Genomic DNA, 15,004 nt, shown 5'->3' on the forward strand with positions numbered 1-15,004 from the left:
GGAGGTGCAATCTGATGAAAATCAAGGATTTATTAGTTCTAGTCGGTATTATTGGCATCGTGTTGATGATGATTGTACCGGTTCCGATCCCTTTGCTGGACTTTTTACTAATTATTAATATATCTATAGCATTGATGATTATCTTGGTTGCCATGAATACACAAGAAGCGCTACAGTTCTCGATTTTCCCTTCCTTACTATTGATTACTACACTCTTTCGATTGGCACTAAACGTTTCTACTACTCGTAATATTTTGGCGCATGCTGAAGCAGGCGACGTGGTCAGAACTTTTGGTTCATTTGTTGCACAGGGCAATATCGTCGTGGGATTCGTTGTGTTTCTCATCCTTGTCTTAGTTCAATTTATTGTTATTACCAAAGGTTCTGAGCGCGTGGCCGAGGTAGCAGCTAGGTTTACTTTAGATGCAATGCCTGGAAAGCAAATGAGTATCGATGCCGATTTGAATGCTGGTTTGATCAATGAGGTTCAAGCAAGAGAAAGACGACAAAAAATTGAGCGTGAGGCAGATTTCTATGGTGCCATGGATGGTGCCAGTAAATTTGTCAAAGGTGATGCGATTGCCGGGATTATTATCCTCGTTATCAATTTAATTGGCGGATTTATTATCGGGATGACCATGAAGGGGATGGATTTTGCAGAAGCTTTGCAAACGTTCTCGATATTAACAATCGGTGATGGATTGGTTAGCCAAATTCCGGCACTACTAATTTCAACGGCTGCAGGTATCATTGTTACTCGCGCATCTTCAGAGGGTAACTTAGGTCATGATATTACTAAACAATTAACTGCTCAGCCTAAATTGTTGTATATCGTTGCCGGTACATTAGTTGTATTAGGTACTTTTACTCCGATCCATTGGTTTACAACGTATCCGATAGCTGGCTTATTGGTTTATGCCGCATTCAAAATGCAAAAGAATTTGGAAAGAGAAGCAATTAAAGAAGAGCAGTTGGTTGAAGAACAACAGATTGAGGAAGTACGAAGTCCAGAAAGTGTTATTTCCTTACTTCAAGTAGATCCGATTGAGTTTGAGTTTGGCTATGGTCTAATCCCTCTTGCAGATACACAGCAAGGCGGTGATTTATTAGATCGAATTATTTTAATACGTCGTCAATGTGCATTGGAGCTTGGTGTTGTAGTACCTGTCATTCGAATTCGAGATAATATCCAATTGAGACCTAATGAGTATATCATCAAAATTAAAGGCAATACGGTTGCACGCGGCGAACTACTTTTAAATCACTATCTGGCTATGAGTCCAGGGTTTGATGATGATTCGATATCAGGTATTGAAACAACGGAACCGGCTTTTGGGTTACCAGCAATTTGGATTGATGAAACAAACAAAGAGAGAGCTGAACTATCCGGCTATACAGTCGTAGATCCGCCTTCCGTAGTAGCAACACATTTAACTGAAATCATTAAGAAACACATTCATGAGCTCTTGGGTCGTCAGGAAACGAAGGCGCTTATCGAGAATGTAAGAGAATCGTATCCTGCGCTAGTCGATGATCTAATTCCTTCCGTGTTATCAGTAGGAGATATTCAGAAAGTTTTATCTAAGCTTCTCCGTGAGAAAATATCTGTTCGTGACTTGGTCACAATCTTAGAAACACTTGCGGATTATGGTACGTATACGAAAGATCCTGAGATTTTAACCGAGTATGTGAGGCAGTCACTATCTCGTCAAATCACACAGCAGTTTACTTCACATGGGGATTCATTGAAAGTAATTACCGTAGGCCCTTCGGTGGAGAAGAAAATTGCAGATTCCGTGCAACAATCAGATCAAGGTAGCTATTTGGCATTAGATCCTTCATCATCACAAATTATTTATCATCGTGTGACTGAACAAGTTACGAAATTAATCCAATCGGGGCAGCAACCAGTCATTTTAACCTCACCAACGATTCGGATGTATGTTAGACAGCTTTTAGAACGAACACTGCAAGATATACCAGTTCTTTCGTATAGTGAATTAGAGCCTAGCGTTGAAATCCAAAGCATGGGGGTAGTCAATTTATGAGAGTAAAAAGATATGTTGTTGATTCCATGCCAGACGCTTTGCAAAAAATCCGCACGGATCTTGGCAAGGATGCGGTTATTCTGAATACGAAAGAAATTCGGACTGGCGGTTTTCTTGGTATGTTTGGGAAGAAAAAGATAGAAGTCATTGCAGCCATTGATGCTGCTAATGCCAAACCTGCGCCTGCTCCGCAACGAGCAGCACCGCAGTCGCCTCCGCAGCCCATTGTGAATAGTCATGCAGCTCAAATTAAAACAAGTTACCAATCTGATTTTCCAGATGTTCCTGATGTATTAGCGCCTATGGCAGTAAAGAGCGAGCCAGTAGCGGTAAATGCCATGCCTCAGCGGGAGAAAGTTATGAATCCTGCGCAACATCAAGCTTATTCACCTTCTTCTGTACAACCATCAACAAGGGCGTCGGTTAAAGATGAACAATTGATGGATGAACTCAAACAAATGAAAGAAATGATGAAGAAGCTTACACAAGGGACCGATGGGGATAAGCTTCCAGAAGCGTTGCAAAAGCTTGAGCAGCGACTGTATGACCAAGAGGTGAATCCAACGCTTGTGCGACAGATTATGGATGAGGTTATGACAGATTTTCAACTTGCAGATGAACCTGTTACAGAAGAAGCAGCTCACCAACTTGTTCGTTCGAAATTAGGCGAGATTTTTCAAACGGATCATAGTAAGCATATTTCTACTCAAACACGAGTTGTTCATTTCGTTGGGCCTACTGGTGTTGGTAAAACGACCACGATAGCGAAGTTGGCCGCGGAGCAAGTATTGAAATACCATCGTAAAGTTGGGTTCATTACTTCAGATACTTATCGGATTGCTGCGATTGAGCAGCTAAAAACATATGCAACCATTTTAAATGTGCCGCTTGAAGTTGTGTTTTCACCGCAGGATTTGACGAAAGCATTTCAAAATCTGGCAGAATGCGACATCATTTTCATGGATACGGCTGGACGTAACTTCCGTAACGAAATGTATGTTTCAGAATTGAATTCTTTACTGAAGACGCAAGGGAATAGTGAAACCATACTAGTATTAAGCCTAACAACCAAATATCGTGATTTGCGGGCCATAACAAATAATTTTAGTAAATTCAAATTGGACAAAGTACTCTTTACCAAAATGGATGAAACGGATTCCTATGGCGCCATTTTGAATGTTGTTCATGAGTTTTCTCTCAAGCTTTCGTATGTGACAACTGGGCAAAGCGTACCTGATGATATTGCGGAAATGAACGAGTGGCAAATCATTGATTTGTTATTGGAGGAGCCTAGAACATGAAGGATCAAGCAGAAGGGTTGCGGAATCTGGTTCAGACGCAAGGTGATAAAGGCACAAGAACAACCAGGATTATTACCGTAACCAGTGGAAAAGGTGGTGTAGGTAAATCCAATTTTACGCTAAACTTCGCTTTATCACTGCAGTCTTTGGGTTACAAGGTGCTTGTATTCGATGCAGATATTGGACTCGCGAACATTGATGTATTAATGGGTGTATCTTCAACTTATAGTTTATATCACCTATTAAAGAAAGATAAGACGATTTGGGAAATCATCCAAAAGGGTTCGAATGATTTAGAGTTCATCGCGGGTGGATCTGGTTTTAATGACTTACTGCGATTAACGGAAGAAGAATTAGATTATTTTGCTGAACAAGTTATGCAACTGAACGGCTATGTGGATTTTATCATTTTCGATACGGGTGCAGGCCTATCCAAAGAAACGCTAAAATTCATACTTGCGGCTGAAGAAGCCATCGTGGTTACGACTCCTGAGCCAACGTCGATTACAGATGCCTATGCCATTATCAAGATGGTGAATTCAATGGGCCACGACGTTTCATTTAAACTAGTTATTAATCGGGTTACAGATGCGCGAGAAGGCAAGCAGACAGCTGACAAAATTTCTTTAGTAGCAAAACAATTTTTAAATATTCAAATTCCAACCTTAGGGTTTGTTGATGATGATCCGGTTGTTTCTAAAGCAGTGAAAAGGCAAATTCCTTTCTCAATCGCATTTCCATATTCAACGGCAACAAAGAGCATCAAAACGCTTACGGATAATTATATTAAGGGATATCGCGTAATTGAAACGCCTTCAACCGGTGTCAAGAGCTTTTTAAATAAAATGTTGAAACTTCTGAAATAGGAATTTTGAAAAACGTGTCGAATAAGCAGATAGAGGGGGGAAGCAGCTTGGCAATATATAACATTCTTGTCGTAGATGACTCCGTCTTTATGCGAAAAATAGTAAGTGATTTAATTTCAGAGAATCCGCAATTTAAAGTTATTGGTACTGCTAAGAATGGTCAAGAAGCAATTGAACAAGTTAAGCTGCTTCGACCGGATGCTGTCACAATGGATATCGAAATGCCTGTGATGAATGGATTGGATGCGCTTAAACACATCATGGAAGAGCAGCCAACTCCCGTTATTATGCTGAGCTCTTTAACGCAAGAGGGCGCTTCTGAGACGATTAAAGCATTGGAGTTGGGGGCAGTAGACTTTATTCGAAAGCCATCGGGATCCATCTCTCTGGATTTGTATAAAGTTAAGCTATTGCTGCATGATAAACTGCTAATCGCCGTACGTTCGAAAATGAATGTCAGCCAACAAGCAAGTGTGCAGTCGCCAGTAACAAAGGTTAATCCATTGTCTTTGAGATCCAAGATGCTGAAAGACAATTTAAAACAATCAGATTCAGCTGCTCAGACTATCCCAACTACGACACATTTTACTCATGTAGTTGCCATAGGGACTTCAACTGGTGGTCCGAGAGCATTACATCAAGTTATCTCCAATATTCCTGCAGGATTTCCAGCACCAATTTTAATAGTTCAACATATGCCGCCAAACTTCACCAAATCACTTGCTCAACGTTTGAATGATATTTCTCAAATTAGAGTTGTAGAAGCTGCTGATGGTGAAGTGCTTCAAACAGCGACTGCCTATGTGGCACCAGGTGGATGGCATATGGTTATTCACAAAGATTCGAACCGAACTTACAAAATTCGATTAACAAAAGATGAACCTGTTTCAGGTCATCGACCATCAGTAGATGTGATGTTTGAATCCTTACTAAGTTTGAATGAGTTAAAACGACATGTCGTTTTGATGACTGGTATGGGAAGTGATGGAGCCAAAGGGATGCTTGCGTTGAAACAATCGGGGGCTACAACAACTATTGCCGAAGCGGAAGAAACTTGTGTCGTGTATGGAATGCCAAGAGCCGCTGTAGAAAATCAAGCTGCAATGCATGTGTTACCTCAGCAGGAAATTGCGGTTCGTTTATCTAGGTGCATACAGAATGAAATGAACTAAAGCAAACATTGGTTACTGGATGATTCTATTGGAGGTGTGTGGAAGTGGAACTTAGTCAATATCTATCGATGTTTATCGATGAATCAAAAGAGCATTTGCAATCATTGAATGAAAATCTTCTTAATTTAGAAAGTAATCCGAAAGATATAAGCATTGTACATAACATTTTTCGTTCGGCTCATACGTTAAAAGGGATGTCTGCAACAATGGGATTCGAGGACATCGCAGCACTTACGCATGATATGGAGAATGTGCTTGACCTTGTCCGTAATAGCAAAATTGATATGGATTCTTACATATTTGATTGTATTTTCAAAAGCTTGGACTCCTTGGAATCCATGGTTGAAGATATTATTCAAGGCGGAACAGGCAAAGCGGATGTAAGTCCAATTGTTACCTCTCTAAGATCCATCGTGACAGGTGACTACAAAAAAGGCCCAGCGGTTACAACTACAGTTGCCGTAAAAGAACCAGCTAAAGGCATTGAAGTGGATGAGTTTCAATACTCAATTCTTCAACAGTCGATCGATTCTGGCTTTTTAGTGTTTTATATCGAAGTCAGTGTTAATGAAAACTGTGTGTTAAAAGCTGCACGTGCTTATATGGTATTCGATGCTATGGAAAGAATGGGCGAAATTATTAAGTCGACGCCTTCCGTTCAAGAAATCGAACAAGAGAAGTTTGATCGCTCGTTCTCATTGTACTTTATCTCCAAAGTTGATCAAGCAACGCTTGAGAAAGAAATTTTAAATGTTTCTGAAATTGCTTCTGCTGTTATTATAACCGTAGATACAGAATCTCTTGCAGAATTATCCCGTCCGATGGCAGAGATTGAAACAGCTCGCCAAGAAATTGCTTCTGCTGTTGCGACTTCGGTGCCTTCAACTGAAGGAGCTGCATCCAGAGCTTCAGAACCTGCTACGAATGTAGGTGCTGCTAAACCAGCAGCAGGCGGAGCTCCTGTTGCAAGCCGCACGATTCGTGTTGATATTGAACGTTTAGATACACTGATGAATTTATTCAGTGAGCTATTGATTGATCGCGTTCGACTCGAGCAATTAGCGAGTGAAGTGAAACGGAATGATCTAACCGAGACGGTTGAACATATGTCCCGTGTTAGCAGTGATTTGCAAAATATCGTTTTGAAGCTTCGGATGGTTTCAGTAGATTCGGTATTCAATAGATTTCCACGTATGATTAGAGATCTAGCTAAATCCTTAGACAAAAAAGTAGAACTTGTGATTACAGGAGCTGAGACAGAGTTAGATCGAACTGTCATTGATGAAATTGGTGATCCGTTAGTCCATTTATTGCGAAATGCAGTTGATCACGGTATTGAATCGATCAGTGAACGTGTAGCCGTGGGTAAACCAGAGCAAGGCACCATACAACTTCGTGCATTCCACAGTGGGAATCATGTTTTTATTGAAATCGAAGAAGATGGTAAAGGGATTTACCGAGATAAAGTTTTGAAAACTGCATTGAAAAATGGTCTCGTTACGGCAGAGCAAGCAGCTAAATTAACAGATCATGAAGTGTATAACCTGCTCTTTGCATCAGGGTTCAGTACGGCTGAGAAAATTTCAGATATTTCTGGACGTGGTGTAGGCTTAGATGTCGTGAAAACAAAGATTCAGATGCTAGGCGGACATGTTCAGGTAGATTCTAAACCAGGCTTCGGAAGTAAGTTTTCCGTGCAGCTGCCACTGACACTCTCCATTATCTCGGCGATGTTAGTACGTTTAGGCAGCGAGAAATATGCGATCCCATTATCTTCTATTGTTGAAACTTCAGCCATTCAGAAGTCGCAAATTCGTAACATCCAAGGTACAAAAATGATCGATTATCGCAAAACGGTCATTCCATTATTGTCCTTGAGCACATTATTCCAAGTGCCTGATTTTAATGAGGATTTGGAAGAAGAAACAGAAATCGTTGTTGTTCGCAAAGGCGATAAGCAAGTAGCACTTATGGTGGATGAATTTATTGGTCAACAAGAAATCGTGTTAAAAACACTAGGTAAATATTTAACGGGTATTTTCGCAATTTCTGGAGCAACCATCCTTGGGGATGGACAAGTTGCTTTGATCATTGATCCTAATGCATTGATTAAATAAACCATATTCGTTAAGGAGGATTTGACAATGGGAGAAGAAAAAAAAGTAATTGTCTTCGCACTTGGATCGGAAGAGTATGGTGTTGAAGTAGAAAAGGTTAGAACGATCGAAAGAATGCAACCAATGACACGTGTACCTAAAGCGCCAGAATTTATTAAAGGTGTTATTAATTTACGAGGTATCGTAATTCCAATTATTGATCTACGCGCTAGATTTGGTCTTGAAGAGGTAGCAAGTACGGATGCAACTCGTATTATTATCGTTTCTGCAGCTGAATTTGAAGTGGGTTTGATTGTTGACTCGGCCAATGATGTTATTGATGTCGATACAGATAATATTAATACACCGCCAGAAGTTGTTGGTGGCATTAAAGCGAAATACTTAGATGGAATCGCTCGTGTAGGCGAGAGTCGATTATTGGTACTTCTAAACCTAGAGCAAGTTTTGAATCGTAGTGAAATTCAGCAACTAGAAAGATTTGAGGAATAGCTTGTGGACGTTTTTAGCCAATTAGAGGATTTTCAATTAGATGTGCTTAAGGAAGTAGGGAATATTGGTGCAGGACATGCAGCGACTGCGCTTTCTACCTTACTTGATAAGCCGATTGATATGTTGGTTCCAAAAGTAAGAATGTTGCCTTTCGAAGAAATCTGCGAAAGTGTTGGCGGGGCTGAGACTGTCGTATTAGCCATTTTCTTACGTGTTGAAGGGGATGCCCCGGGAAATATGTTTTTCATTCTTGACTTGGACGCTGCCAAAAATATGCTTCATGATTTGGTTGGTTTGTCAATACCTGATCAAGAAGAGTATTCAGAGTTAGAGTTATCAGCACTGAATGAAATTGGAAACATACTTGCCGGTTCTTATTTATCCTCGCTTGCCGATTTTACGAATTTAAATATGCAGCCGACGGTTCCAGCGCTGGCGATCGACATGGCTGGTGCAATTTTAAGCTATGGTTTATTGCAATTTGGTCAAATGGGAGACCAGGCTCTTCTCATTGATACTAAATTTTTGGAAGGGGAGAATGAAGTGCAAGGGCACTTTTTCTTAATCCCTGATCCTGAATCGTTTGGTAAAATCTTTTCGGCATTAGGGGTAGTCTCTCCATGACGCTAGAAAACTTAATTAAAGTAGGTATGGCTGATTTAAATGTTGCTCATCAAATTGGAGTTTTGAAGACAACAGGATTAGGTTCATGTGTAGGAGTTACCCTATACGACAGCCGATCAAAAGTAGCAGGTATGGCACACGTCATGCTGCCTTCATCTGAAATAGCGCGAGAAGGTTCATTGAACATTGCTAAGTACGCAGATACGGCTATTCCAGAGCTTATTTCGAAAATGGAAAAGTTAGGAGCCAACATAAGCAAGCTTGAAGCCAAGCTGGCTGGTGGTGCTCAAATGTTTGCATTTGCCGGAAATAATGATACGATGAGAATCGGACCGAGAAATGTAGAATCTTGTAAAGAAATGTTAAATCGTTACAAGATTCCTATTCTGGCAGAGGATACAGGAGCTAATTATGGTCGTACGATTGAGTTCTTTAGTGCGACAGGGATCCTCCTGATCCGTAGTGTTCAATTAGGAGTAAAGGAAATTTAATGATGATTGGAACTATACGAATAAATCTCATCGTTGCTTTGTTAGTTGGAATTTTTACGTTCACCTTGTCGATAGGCAACAATCTATTTTTGTCATCCTGCATCAAAGCCGGATATAGCTTTCTCATTTTATTCGTTGTAACATTTGGATTTAGATGGGTCTTAGGACTATTAATTGGACCTGTTTCTTCACTTGAGGTATCATCACTCGAGAACTCCTCATCCGAGGTTGGTCAAAACTTAGATTTGAGCACACCCGATGAGGATGAGGAAACACGCCAATTAATGAAGTCGAACCACACGAATCAGACAAAAGATGCACATTCTAATGATATGCAATTTTCACCATTGAATCCACCTAAGCTAGTCACCAAGAATAATTTGGACCCTGAACAACTGGCGGGTGCCTTGAGGCGAATGTCTGAAGATTAAGGATGGTGTATCATTAATTATGATTGATCAAAAGCAAGTTCAGCTTGCGAATATTGATTTGTGGAAACAATGGAAAGAACAAGGGGTTATAGCTGCGAGACAAGCTCTAATTGAGAACTATTTACCATTAGTTGAATATGTCTCTGGCAGGTTAGCCATTGGTCTTCCTAAAAGTGTATCCAAAGATGACTTATCTAGCTTTGGAGTTATGGGATTAATTGATGCTATTGAGAAGTTCGATTATGCAAGAGGGTTACAATTTGAAACCTATGCTTCATGGAGAATTCGCGGGTCAATAATTGATGGCTTACGACAAGGAGATTGGGTTCCGAGGTCTGTTAGAGAAAAAGCTAAAAAAGTGGAAGACGCTTATCAGAAACTCGAACAACAATATCTTCGATCTGTTACAGATTCGGAGATAAGCACATTTTTACAAATTAGCGAGCAAGATTTTCAACAGATGTTACAGGATATCTCTGTTACGACGATTTGTTCGATTGATGATCCCATACGAGAAGAAGAATCAGAAACCAGATTATCCCTCATTGTTGATGAGAAAGCCAAAAACCCAGAGTCTCAAGTAAACGAGTTTTATCTGAAAGAGTCATTGGCGAAAGCAATAGATCGCTTGACAGAAAAAGAAAGAACCGTTGTTTCACTATTTTATTTTGAAGAATTATCATTAAGTGAAATTGCTGAGGTCATGTGTTTATCACCATCTCGCATTTCTCAATTGCATTCTAAAGCGATCTTAAGACTAAAAGGTGTGCTCGGACGATTTAAAAATCAACTTTTTCAAGATAATTAAACTTATTCTGAAAGTATGGAAAGGTGGTATGTCCGTGAGTGAAGGGAACATGCCTTTGGATTTCTTCATTAGTATTACTGTGTCAGATGACAAGTTATCTGCTCATCTACTTATCAGTAATACAGAAGATACGTTTAAAGTCTCAATTGGGCAATTATTAGACATGGTTCAAAAAAATCGTATTATTCATGGTGTAAATCAAGTTGTGCTTGCAGAAATTGCAGCAAATCCAAAATCTTTTTTACTTAAAAAGACATTAATTGCAACAGGAACTAAACAGGTTGATGGTCAAAATGGCTATATTAAATTGTCTTTTGACTTCGATGACAATGAAAAAAAACCCTTGGAGCTGGAAGACGGCCGGGTCAATTATAAAGAAGTCGTATCCATTCATAATGTTAGAAAAGGTCAATTGATTGGTCAACGGTTTTTAGCTACAGCTGGTACGCCTGGTCGTGCTGTAACTGGTGAAACGCTTTTTTCAAAATCAGGCAAAGAAGCTAGATTCAAAGTAGGTAAAAATGTTGTAACAGATGCGGAGCAGATGGGGCTATACGCAACGATTGATGGCATGGTAGTCCGAACGGATCGAGATAAAATAAATGTATTCCCTGTTTATGAGATTAATGGGGATGTCGATTATAATATTGGCAACATTGACTTTATCGGAACAGTTGTTGTAAGAGGAAATGTTTTGCCTGGTTTTAAAATTCGTGCAGCTGGAGACATTCGTGTTACTGGTGGTGTTGAAGCCGCGGAGCTTGAAGCAGAAGGATCAATTGAAATTTCGGCAGGCATTGTTGGGCAAAATAAAGCTTTGATCAAAGCGGGGAAGAATGTGAAGAGTTCTTTCATTCAAGATGCAACGATTGAAGTTTCTGGTGACCTAAACGTTTCCCAAAGCATCATGCATTCGACGGTAAGAGCGGGTAGAAGTGTCAACTGTGTGGGGGCAAAAGGTTTAATCGTTGGTGGGACAATTCAAGCTGGAGAACGCGTTACGGCTCGAACAATTGGGAATTCAATGTCAACGGCAACTGTGATTGAAGTCGGTGTTCTGCCAGAATTGCGTAATGAGATGATTCAACTTCGTAACCAACTAAAGTCACTGAGTGAGAATATGGAGAAAACGAGTAAAGCGCTTACTTTGTTGGATCAATTAGCTGCCGCGGGTCAGCTCAGCCCTGATAAGCTAGCCATGCGTATTAAACTTAATAATACGAAGAAGCAGTCAGTGGACGAACAAGTATCGATCAAGGAGCGGATTTTGGAAATTGAGAAATCTCTAGAGGATTCTGAGAATGCCAAGGTTCAAGTTATTTCGACGATTTATGGTGGTACCAAAATCGTCATTGGTCGTTACACCAAATTTATTAAAGATCCTACGAACCGTATGACATTCCGATTAAGTGATGGCGACATTGTCATGAGTGCAAATGTGTAAGTGTGGAGGGAGTAGACGATGAGTTTTAAAGCCATCGATTTACAATTCGCTGTACACAAGAACGATGAGGCTGGTATTAAGCAGAATCAATTGATGCAGAAGCCGCGGCAAGATGGAACAATTCTAGAAAACCAAGCTACACAAACAACGGAACGTGATCGAGGGCGGGCAAGCAAACTCGAAGAGAGTGGGCGAGCTGATATTATGGATCGTCGTGAACAGAAAAAAACGGAAATAGGTAAAAGTAAGAAAAGAGGGCAATTAGATAATCTTTCTATGGGTCCGGAACACCATCCAGACCATCCTTATAAAGGTCATCACATTGACTTCTCCCTCTAACTTGCTATAGGAAAAGGTGAACTTTATGGTTATGCAGCCGGTGCTATATGTCATCCTTCTCGGTCTTGTGATGATTGTTTATGCGAGATTTATACCGAAGGAACAAATTACGGCTTCATCCGCAAATGCTACGGTTGTGCAGGAAATCGAAGATACGATAGAACACTTCGCGGCTGAAATGGATGAACAAAATCAAGCGATGCTTGATCTATTTTCAAAGACAAAACAAGATTATGAAGTGGAGCTTGCTAAGTTAGCTGGCCGTTTGGAAACTTTGGAGCGACAAAAGCACGAACTGTCCAAAGAACTTACGACTCTTCATGTGAATCAGCAACCAGTTCTTTCTCCGGCTGAAATGCTTAGTGCTTTAAACACACCTAATCATGGGATTCCTGCATCTGTAAACGTAATCGAGATTGCTCCTGATCCTCTTCCAGAAGAGCCTGCGTATGTAGGATTAAGTATGAAGAGCAGATATTCCGAATTATTTACTTTACATGATCAAGGGAAAAGCGTGGAGGCTATTGCCAAAAAGCTAAGTATGAATAAAGGCGAGGTCAGTTTGATCCTTCAGCTTTCAAGACAGGAGGAACGGACCCGTGTTTAAAAATAGAGCCTTAGTTACTGGTATTGGGATAGGTATTATTGTTGGCGGTATTCTTCTTCAAGTGATGCTGATTCGTCCTAGTAGTCCAAGCAAGACTGGTATATCTTTGGAGGAGATGGATCCTCAGAAGCTCAAGGAAGAGGCCTCAAAATACTATTTAGTGCTTGAGAAAAATGTGAAAATGTACACCCAAGCGGAATTAGATGCAGCCATCCAGAAGAAGCTAAAAGAAGAATCGGATAAGTTAGCAGCAACGAAACCACAAGATCAGCCTAAAGCATCCCCGCCTGCGGCTTCTTCTAAGATCGTTCTTTATGTTCAGCAAAACCTAGATGCTTCGACAGTTGCTGATTTATTGTTTCGAGCAGGTGTAATTTCGGATCGTAAGGCATTCATTACTGAACTCGATAAACAAGGTGGAAACACCAAAATTCAAGTCGGATACCACGAGTTTGAGGGTAAAATGGAGATGTCGACAATTGTAACGAATCTTATTACAGTTCAATAGTTTACGTAGCAAAAGGATCTTTGTATAGAGATCTTTTTTTGTTTGCTTATACATAAACTATCCAATTCAAGGGAAGAATGACATTCAGGATAAAAGGTTGCACCTTGTTTTCAGTTGTGGTATATTTATTCACGGTGTTAAAAACTCACGCCCGTCAATTTGCATAATGGTGCTTACTTCGGTAGGTTTTATGCAAAGATGCGAGGGGCGGCGGATACCAAATAAACCATTTAGAGGAGGGATTGGGGATGGCAGTTATCTCCATGAAACAGCTTTTAGAAGCTGGCGTACATTTCGGTCACCAAACACGTCGTTGGAACCCGAAAATGGACAAGTATATCTTTACTGAAAGAAACGGTATTTACATCATCGATCTTCAAAAAACGGTTAAAAAAGTTGAGGAAGCTTACAACTTTGTTAAATCCGTATCCGAAGACAATGGTACAATCCTTTTCGTAGGAACTAAGAAACAAGCCCAAGATTCCGTTGCTGAAGAAGCAGAACGTTGTGGCATGTACTTCATCAACCAACGTTGGTTGGGTGGTACATTGACTAACTTCCAAACAATTCAAAAACGTATCGATCGCTTGAAAACTCTTGAAAGATGGGAAGAGGATGGCACTTTCGAAGTTCTTCCTAAGAAAGAAGTTATCATTCTTCGCAAAGAGAAAGAGCGTCTTGAGAAATTCCTAGGCGGAATCAAGAACATGAAAGGTTTGCCGAGTGCACTTTTCATTATCGATCCTCGCAAAGAGCGTATTGCTGTAGCAGAAGCTCGTAAATTGGGTATCCCAATCGTTGGTATCGTTGATACAAACTGCGATCCAGACGAAATTGATTACGTGATTCCAGGTAACGATGATGCGATTCGCGCAGTTAAATTGTTAACAGCGAAAATTGCTGATGCAGTTATCGAAGCACACCAAGGCGAGCAAACAACAGCTTAAATTATAGCAATGTGAAAAGGGTGGTTGGAAGGTGTAACAGCCTGTCACCACCCTTTTTTTAAAGAATAAACTGGTGTTACATATAAACAATAACTATTTCACAGGAGGTTTCTTACATGGCAGTTACAGCAGCACAAGTAAAAGAATTACGTGAAAAAACAGGTGCAGGGATGTTAGATTGCAAGAAAGCACTTGAAGAAGCAAACGGCGATATCACTAAAGCAGGTGAACTTCTTCGTGAGAAAGGTCTTTCTGCAGCAGCTAACAAAGCTGGACGTATTGCTACAGAAGGCGCTGTAGAATCATACATCCACGCTGGTGGTAAAGTTGGTGTTCTTGTTGAGATCAACTGTGAAACTGACTTCGTTGGTAAAACAGAGCAATTCAGAACGTTCTGCAGAGACATTGCTATGCACATTGCAGCAGCAAACCCATCGTATGTTCGTCGTGAAGAAGTACCAACAGAAGCTTTGGAAAAAGAAAAAGAAATTCTTCGTAACCAAGCTTTGAACGAAGGTAAACCAGAAAAAATCATCGATAAAATGGTCGAAGGCCGTATCGGTAAATACTACGAAGAGTTCTGCTTAATGGAGCAATCTTTCATTAAAGATCCAGACAAAACAATCGACCAATTGTTGAACGAGAAAATCGCTGCAATCGGCGAGAACATCTCCATTCGTCGTTTCGTTCGTTTCGGACTTGGTGAAGGTCTTGAGAAAAAACAAGAAAACTTTGCGGAAGAAGTTATGTCCCAAGTTAAACTATAATAGGTATTCAAAAAGTTGGAACACTTGGTGTTCCTTCTTTTTTAG

General features: G+C 40.3%; 16 protein-coding genes. All 16 read left to right on the plus strand.

The annotated features are described in order from the left end of the window. Nucleotides 1–14: 14 nt before the first annotated feature. Nucleotides 15–2,048, plus strand: coding sequence for a flagellar biosynthesis protein FlhA (gene flhA, locus ACSQ8P_RS16060; RefSeq protein WP_436236074.1), 2,034 nt, complete (start codon nucleotides 15–17; stop codon nucleotides 2,046–2,048). Continuing rightward, nucleotides 2,045–3,349 (plus strand): flagellar biosynthesis protein FlhF, encoded by a 1,305-nt coding sequence (gene flhF / locus ACSQ8P_RS16065; protein ID WP_436236075.1) that lies wholly within the window; start codon nucleotides 2,045–2,047, stop codon nucleotides 3,347–3,349. The genes flhA and flhF overlap by 4 nt, the downstream gene beginning before the upstream one ends. Beyond that, the gene (locus ACSQ8P_RS16070) at nucleotides 3,346–4,215 is read left to right on the plus strand and encodes a MinD/ParA family protein (RefSeq protein ID WP_436236076.1); all 870 of its coding nucleotides are present in this window, start codon (nucleotides 3,346–3,348) and stop codon (nucleotides 4,213–4,215) included. The genes flhF and ACSQ8P_RS16070 overlap by 4 nt, the downstream gene beginning before the upstream one ends. Before the next feature lie 47 nt (nucleotides 4,216–4,262). Continuing rightward, nucleotides 4,263–5,387 carry a protein-glutamate methylesterase/protein-glutamine glutaminase gene (locus ACSQ8P_RS16075; protein ID WP_436236077.1) on the plus strand — a complete coding sequence of 375 codons (1,125 nt, stop codon included), beginning with the start codon at nucleotides 4,263–4,265 and terminating at the stop codon, nucleotides 5,385–5,387. Nucleotides 5,388–5,431: 44 nt separating this feature from the next. Further along, nucleotides 5,432–7,504, plus strand: coding sequence for a chemotaxis protein CheW (locus tag ACSQ8P_RS16080; RefSeq protein WP_436236078.1), 2,073 nt, complete (start codon nucleotides 5,432–5,434; stop codon nucleotides 7,502–7,504). Between the two features lie 27 nt (nucleotides 7,505–7,531). Further along, nucleotides 7,532–7,993 carry a chemotaxis protein CheW gene (locus tag ACSQ8P_RS16085; RefSeq protein ID WP_057315684.1) on the plus strand — a complete coding sequence of 154 codons (462 nt, stop codon included), beginning with the start codon at nucleotides 7,532–7,534 and terminating at the stop codon, nucleotides 7,991–7,993. A gap of 3 nt (nucleotides 7,994–7,996) precedes the next feature. Further along, entirely contained in the window at nucleotides 7,997–8,617 is a 621-nt protein-coding gene (locus ACSQ8P_RS16090) for a chemotaxis protein CheC (protein ID WP_057315683.1), read from the plus strand. Beyond that, complete coding sequence (locus ACSQ8P_RS16095) at nucleotides 8,614–9,108, plus strand: chemotaxis protein CheD (RefSeq protein WP_436236079.1); 495 nt, start codon at nucleotides 8,614–8,616, stop codon at nucleotides 9,106–9,108. Before ACSQ8P_RS16090 ends, ACSQ8P_RS16095 begins: the two co-directional genes overlap by 4 nt. Continuing rightward, the gene (locus tag ACSQ8P_RS16100; RefSeq protein ID WP_436236080.1) at nucleotides 9,108–9,539 is read left to right on the plus strand and encodes a hypothetical protein; all 432 of its coding nucleotides are present in this window, start codon (nucleotides 9,108–9,110) and stop codon (nucleotides 9,537–9,539) included. Before ACSQ8P_RS16095 ends, ACSQ8P_RS16100 begins: the two co-directional genes overlap by 1 nt. A gap of 19 nt (nucleotides 9,540–9,558) precedes the next feature. Then, nucleotides 9,559–10,347 (plus strand): FliA/WhiG family RNA polymerase sigma factor, encoded by a 789-nt coding sequence (locus ACSQ8P_RS16105; RefSeq protein WP_171635824.1) that lies wholly within the window; start codon nucleotides 9,559–9,561, stop codon nucleotides 10,345–10,347. 28 nt (nucleotides 10,348–10,375) lie between these two features. After that, a complete protein-coding gene (locus ACSQ8P_RS16110; protein WP_436236081.1) occupies nucleotides 10,376–11,791 on the plus strand; it encodes a DUF342 domain-containing protein in 1,416 nt (471 codons plus the stop codon). A gap of 18 nt (nucleotides 11,792–11,809) precedes the next feature. Further along, nucleotides 11,810–12,130, plus strand: coding sequence for a hypothetical protein (locus ACSQ8P_RS16115; RefSeq protein WP_436236082.1), 321 nt, complete (start codon nucleotides 11,810–11,812; stop codon nucleotides 12,128–12,130). 31 nt (nucleotides 12,131–12,161) lie between these two features. After that, complete coding sequence (locus ACSQ8P_RS16120; protein ID WP_436236083.1) at nucleotides 12,162–12,737, plus strand: hypothetical protein; 576 nt, start codon at nucleotides 12,162–12,164, stop codon at nucleotides 12,735–12,737. Next, a complete protein-coding gene (locus tag ACSQ8P_RS16125; protein ID WP_436236084.1) occupies nucleotides 12,730–13,245 on the plus strand; it encodes a hypothetical protein in 516 nt (171 codons plus the stop codon). Before ACSQ8P_RS16120 ends, ACSQ8P_RS16125 begins: the two co-directional genes overlap by 8 nt. Before the next feature lie 248 nt (nucleotides 13,246–13,493). Then, the gene (rpsB, locus tag ACSQ8P_RS16130) at nucleotides 13,494–14,192 is read left to right on the plus strand and encodes a 30S ribosomal protein S2 (RefSeq protein WP_056625008.1); all 699 of its coding nucleotides are present in this window, start codon (nucleotides 13,494–13,496) and stop codon (nucleotides 14,190–14,192) included. A gap of 116 nt (nucleotides 14,193–14,308) precedes the next feature. Continuing rightward, nucleotides 14,309–14,959, plus strand: a complete 651-nt coding sequence (tsf, locus tag ACSQ8P_RS16135) for a translation elongation factor Ts (RefSeq protein WP_436236085.1) — start codon at nucleotides 14,309–14,311, stop codon at nucleotides 14,957–14,959. Nucleotides 14,960–15,004 lie beyond the last annotated feature (45 nt).

The organism is Paenibacillus sp. LjRoot153, from assembly GCF_964253085.1.
In the GTDB taxonomy this organism is placed as follows: Bacteria; Bacillota; Bacilli; order Paenibacillales; family NBRC-103111; genus Paenibacillus_E.

Excerpts from the sequence above, each read along its gene's own strand:
- flhA (WP_436236074.1), top strand. The coding sequence starts at position 15 with ATGAAAATCAAGGATTTATTAGTTCTAGTCGGTATTATTGGCATCGTG.
- flhF (WP_436236075.1), top strand. The coding sequence starts at position 2,045 with ATGAGAGTAAAAAGATATGTTGTTGATTCCATGCCAGACGCTTTGCAA.
- ACSQ8P_RS16070 (WP_436236076.1), top strand. The coding sequence starts at position 3,346 with ATGAAGGATCAAGCAGAAGGGTTGCGGAATCTGGTTCAGACGCAAGGT.
- ACSQ8P_RS16085 (WP_057315684.1), top strand. The coding sequence starts at position 7,532 with ATGGGAGAAGAAAAAAAAGTAATTGTCTTCGCACTTGGATCGGAAGAG.
- ACSQ8P_RS16095 (WP_436236079.1), top strand. The coding sequence starts at position 8,614 with ATGACGCTAGAAAACTTAATTAAAGTAGGTATGGCTGATTTAAATGTT.
- ACSQ8P_RS16100 (WP_436236080.1), top strand. The coding sequence starts at position 9,108 with ATGATGATTGGAACTATACGAATAAATCTCATCGTTGCTTTGTTAGTT.
- ACSQ8P_RS16105 (WP_171635824.1), top strand. The coding sequence starts at position 9,559 with ATGATTGATCAAAAGCAAGTTCAGCTTGCGAATATTGATTTGTGGAAA.
- ACSQ8P_RS16110 (WP_436236081.1), top strand. The coding sequence starts at position 10,376 with ATGTCCGTGAGTGAAGGGAACATGCCTTTGGATTTCTTCATTAGTATT.
- ACSQ8P_RS16115 (WP_436236082.1), top strand. The coding sequence starts at position 11,810 with ATGAGTTTTAAAGCCATCGATTTACAATTCGCTGTACACAAGAACGAT.
- ACSQ8P_RS16120 (WP_436236083.1), top strand. The coding sequence starts at position 12,162 with ATGCAGCCGGTGCTATATGTCATCCTTCTCGGTCTTGTGATGATTGTT.
- rpsB (WP_056625008.1), top strand. The coding sequence starts at position 13,494 with ATGGCAGTTATCTCCATGAAACAGCTTTTAGAAGCTGGCGTACATTTC.
- tsf (WP_436236085.1), top strand. The coding sequence starts at position 14,309 with ATGGCAGTTACAGCAGCACAAGTAAAAGAATTACGTGAAAAAACAGGT.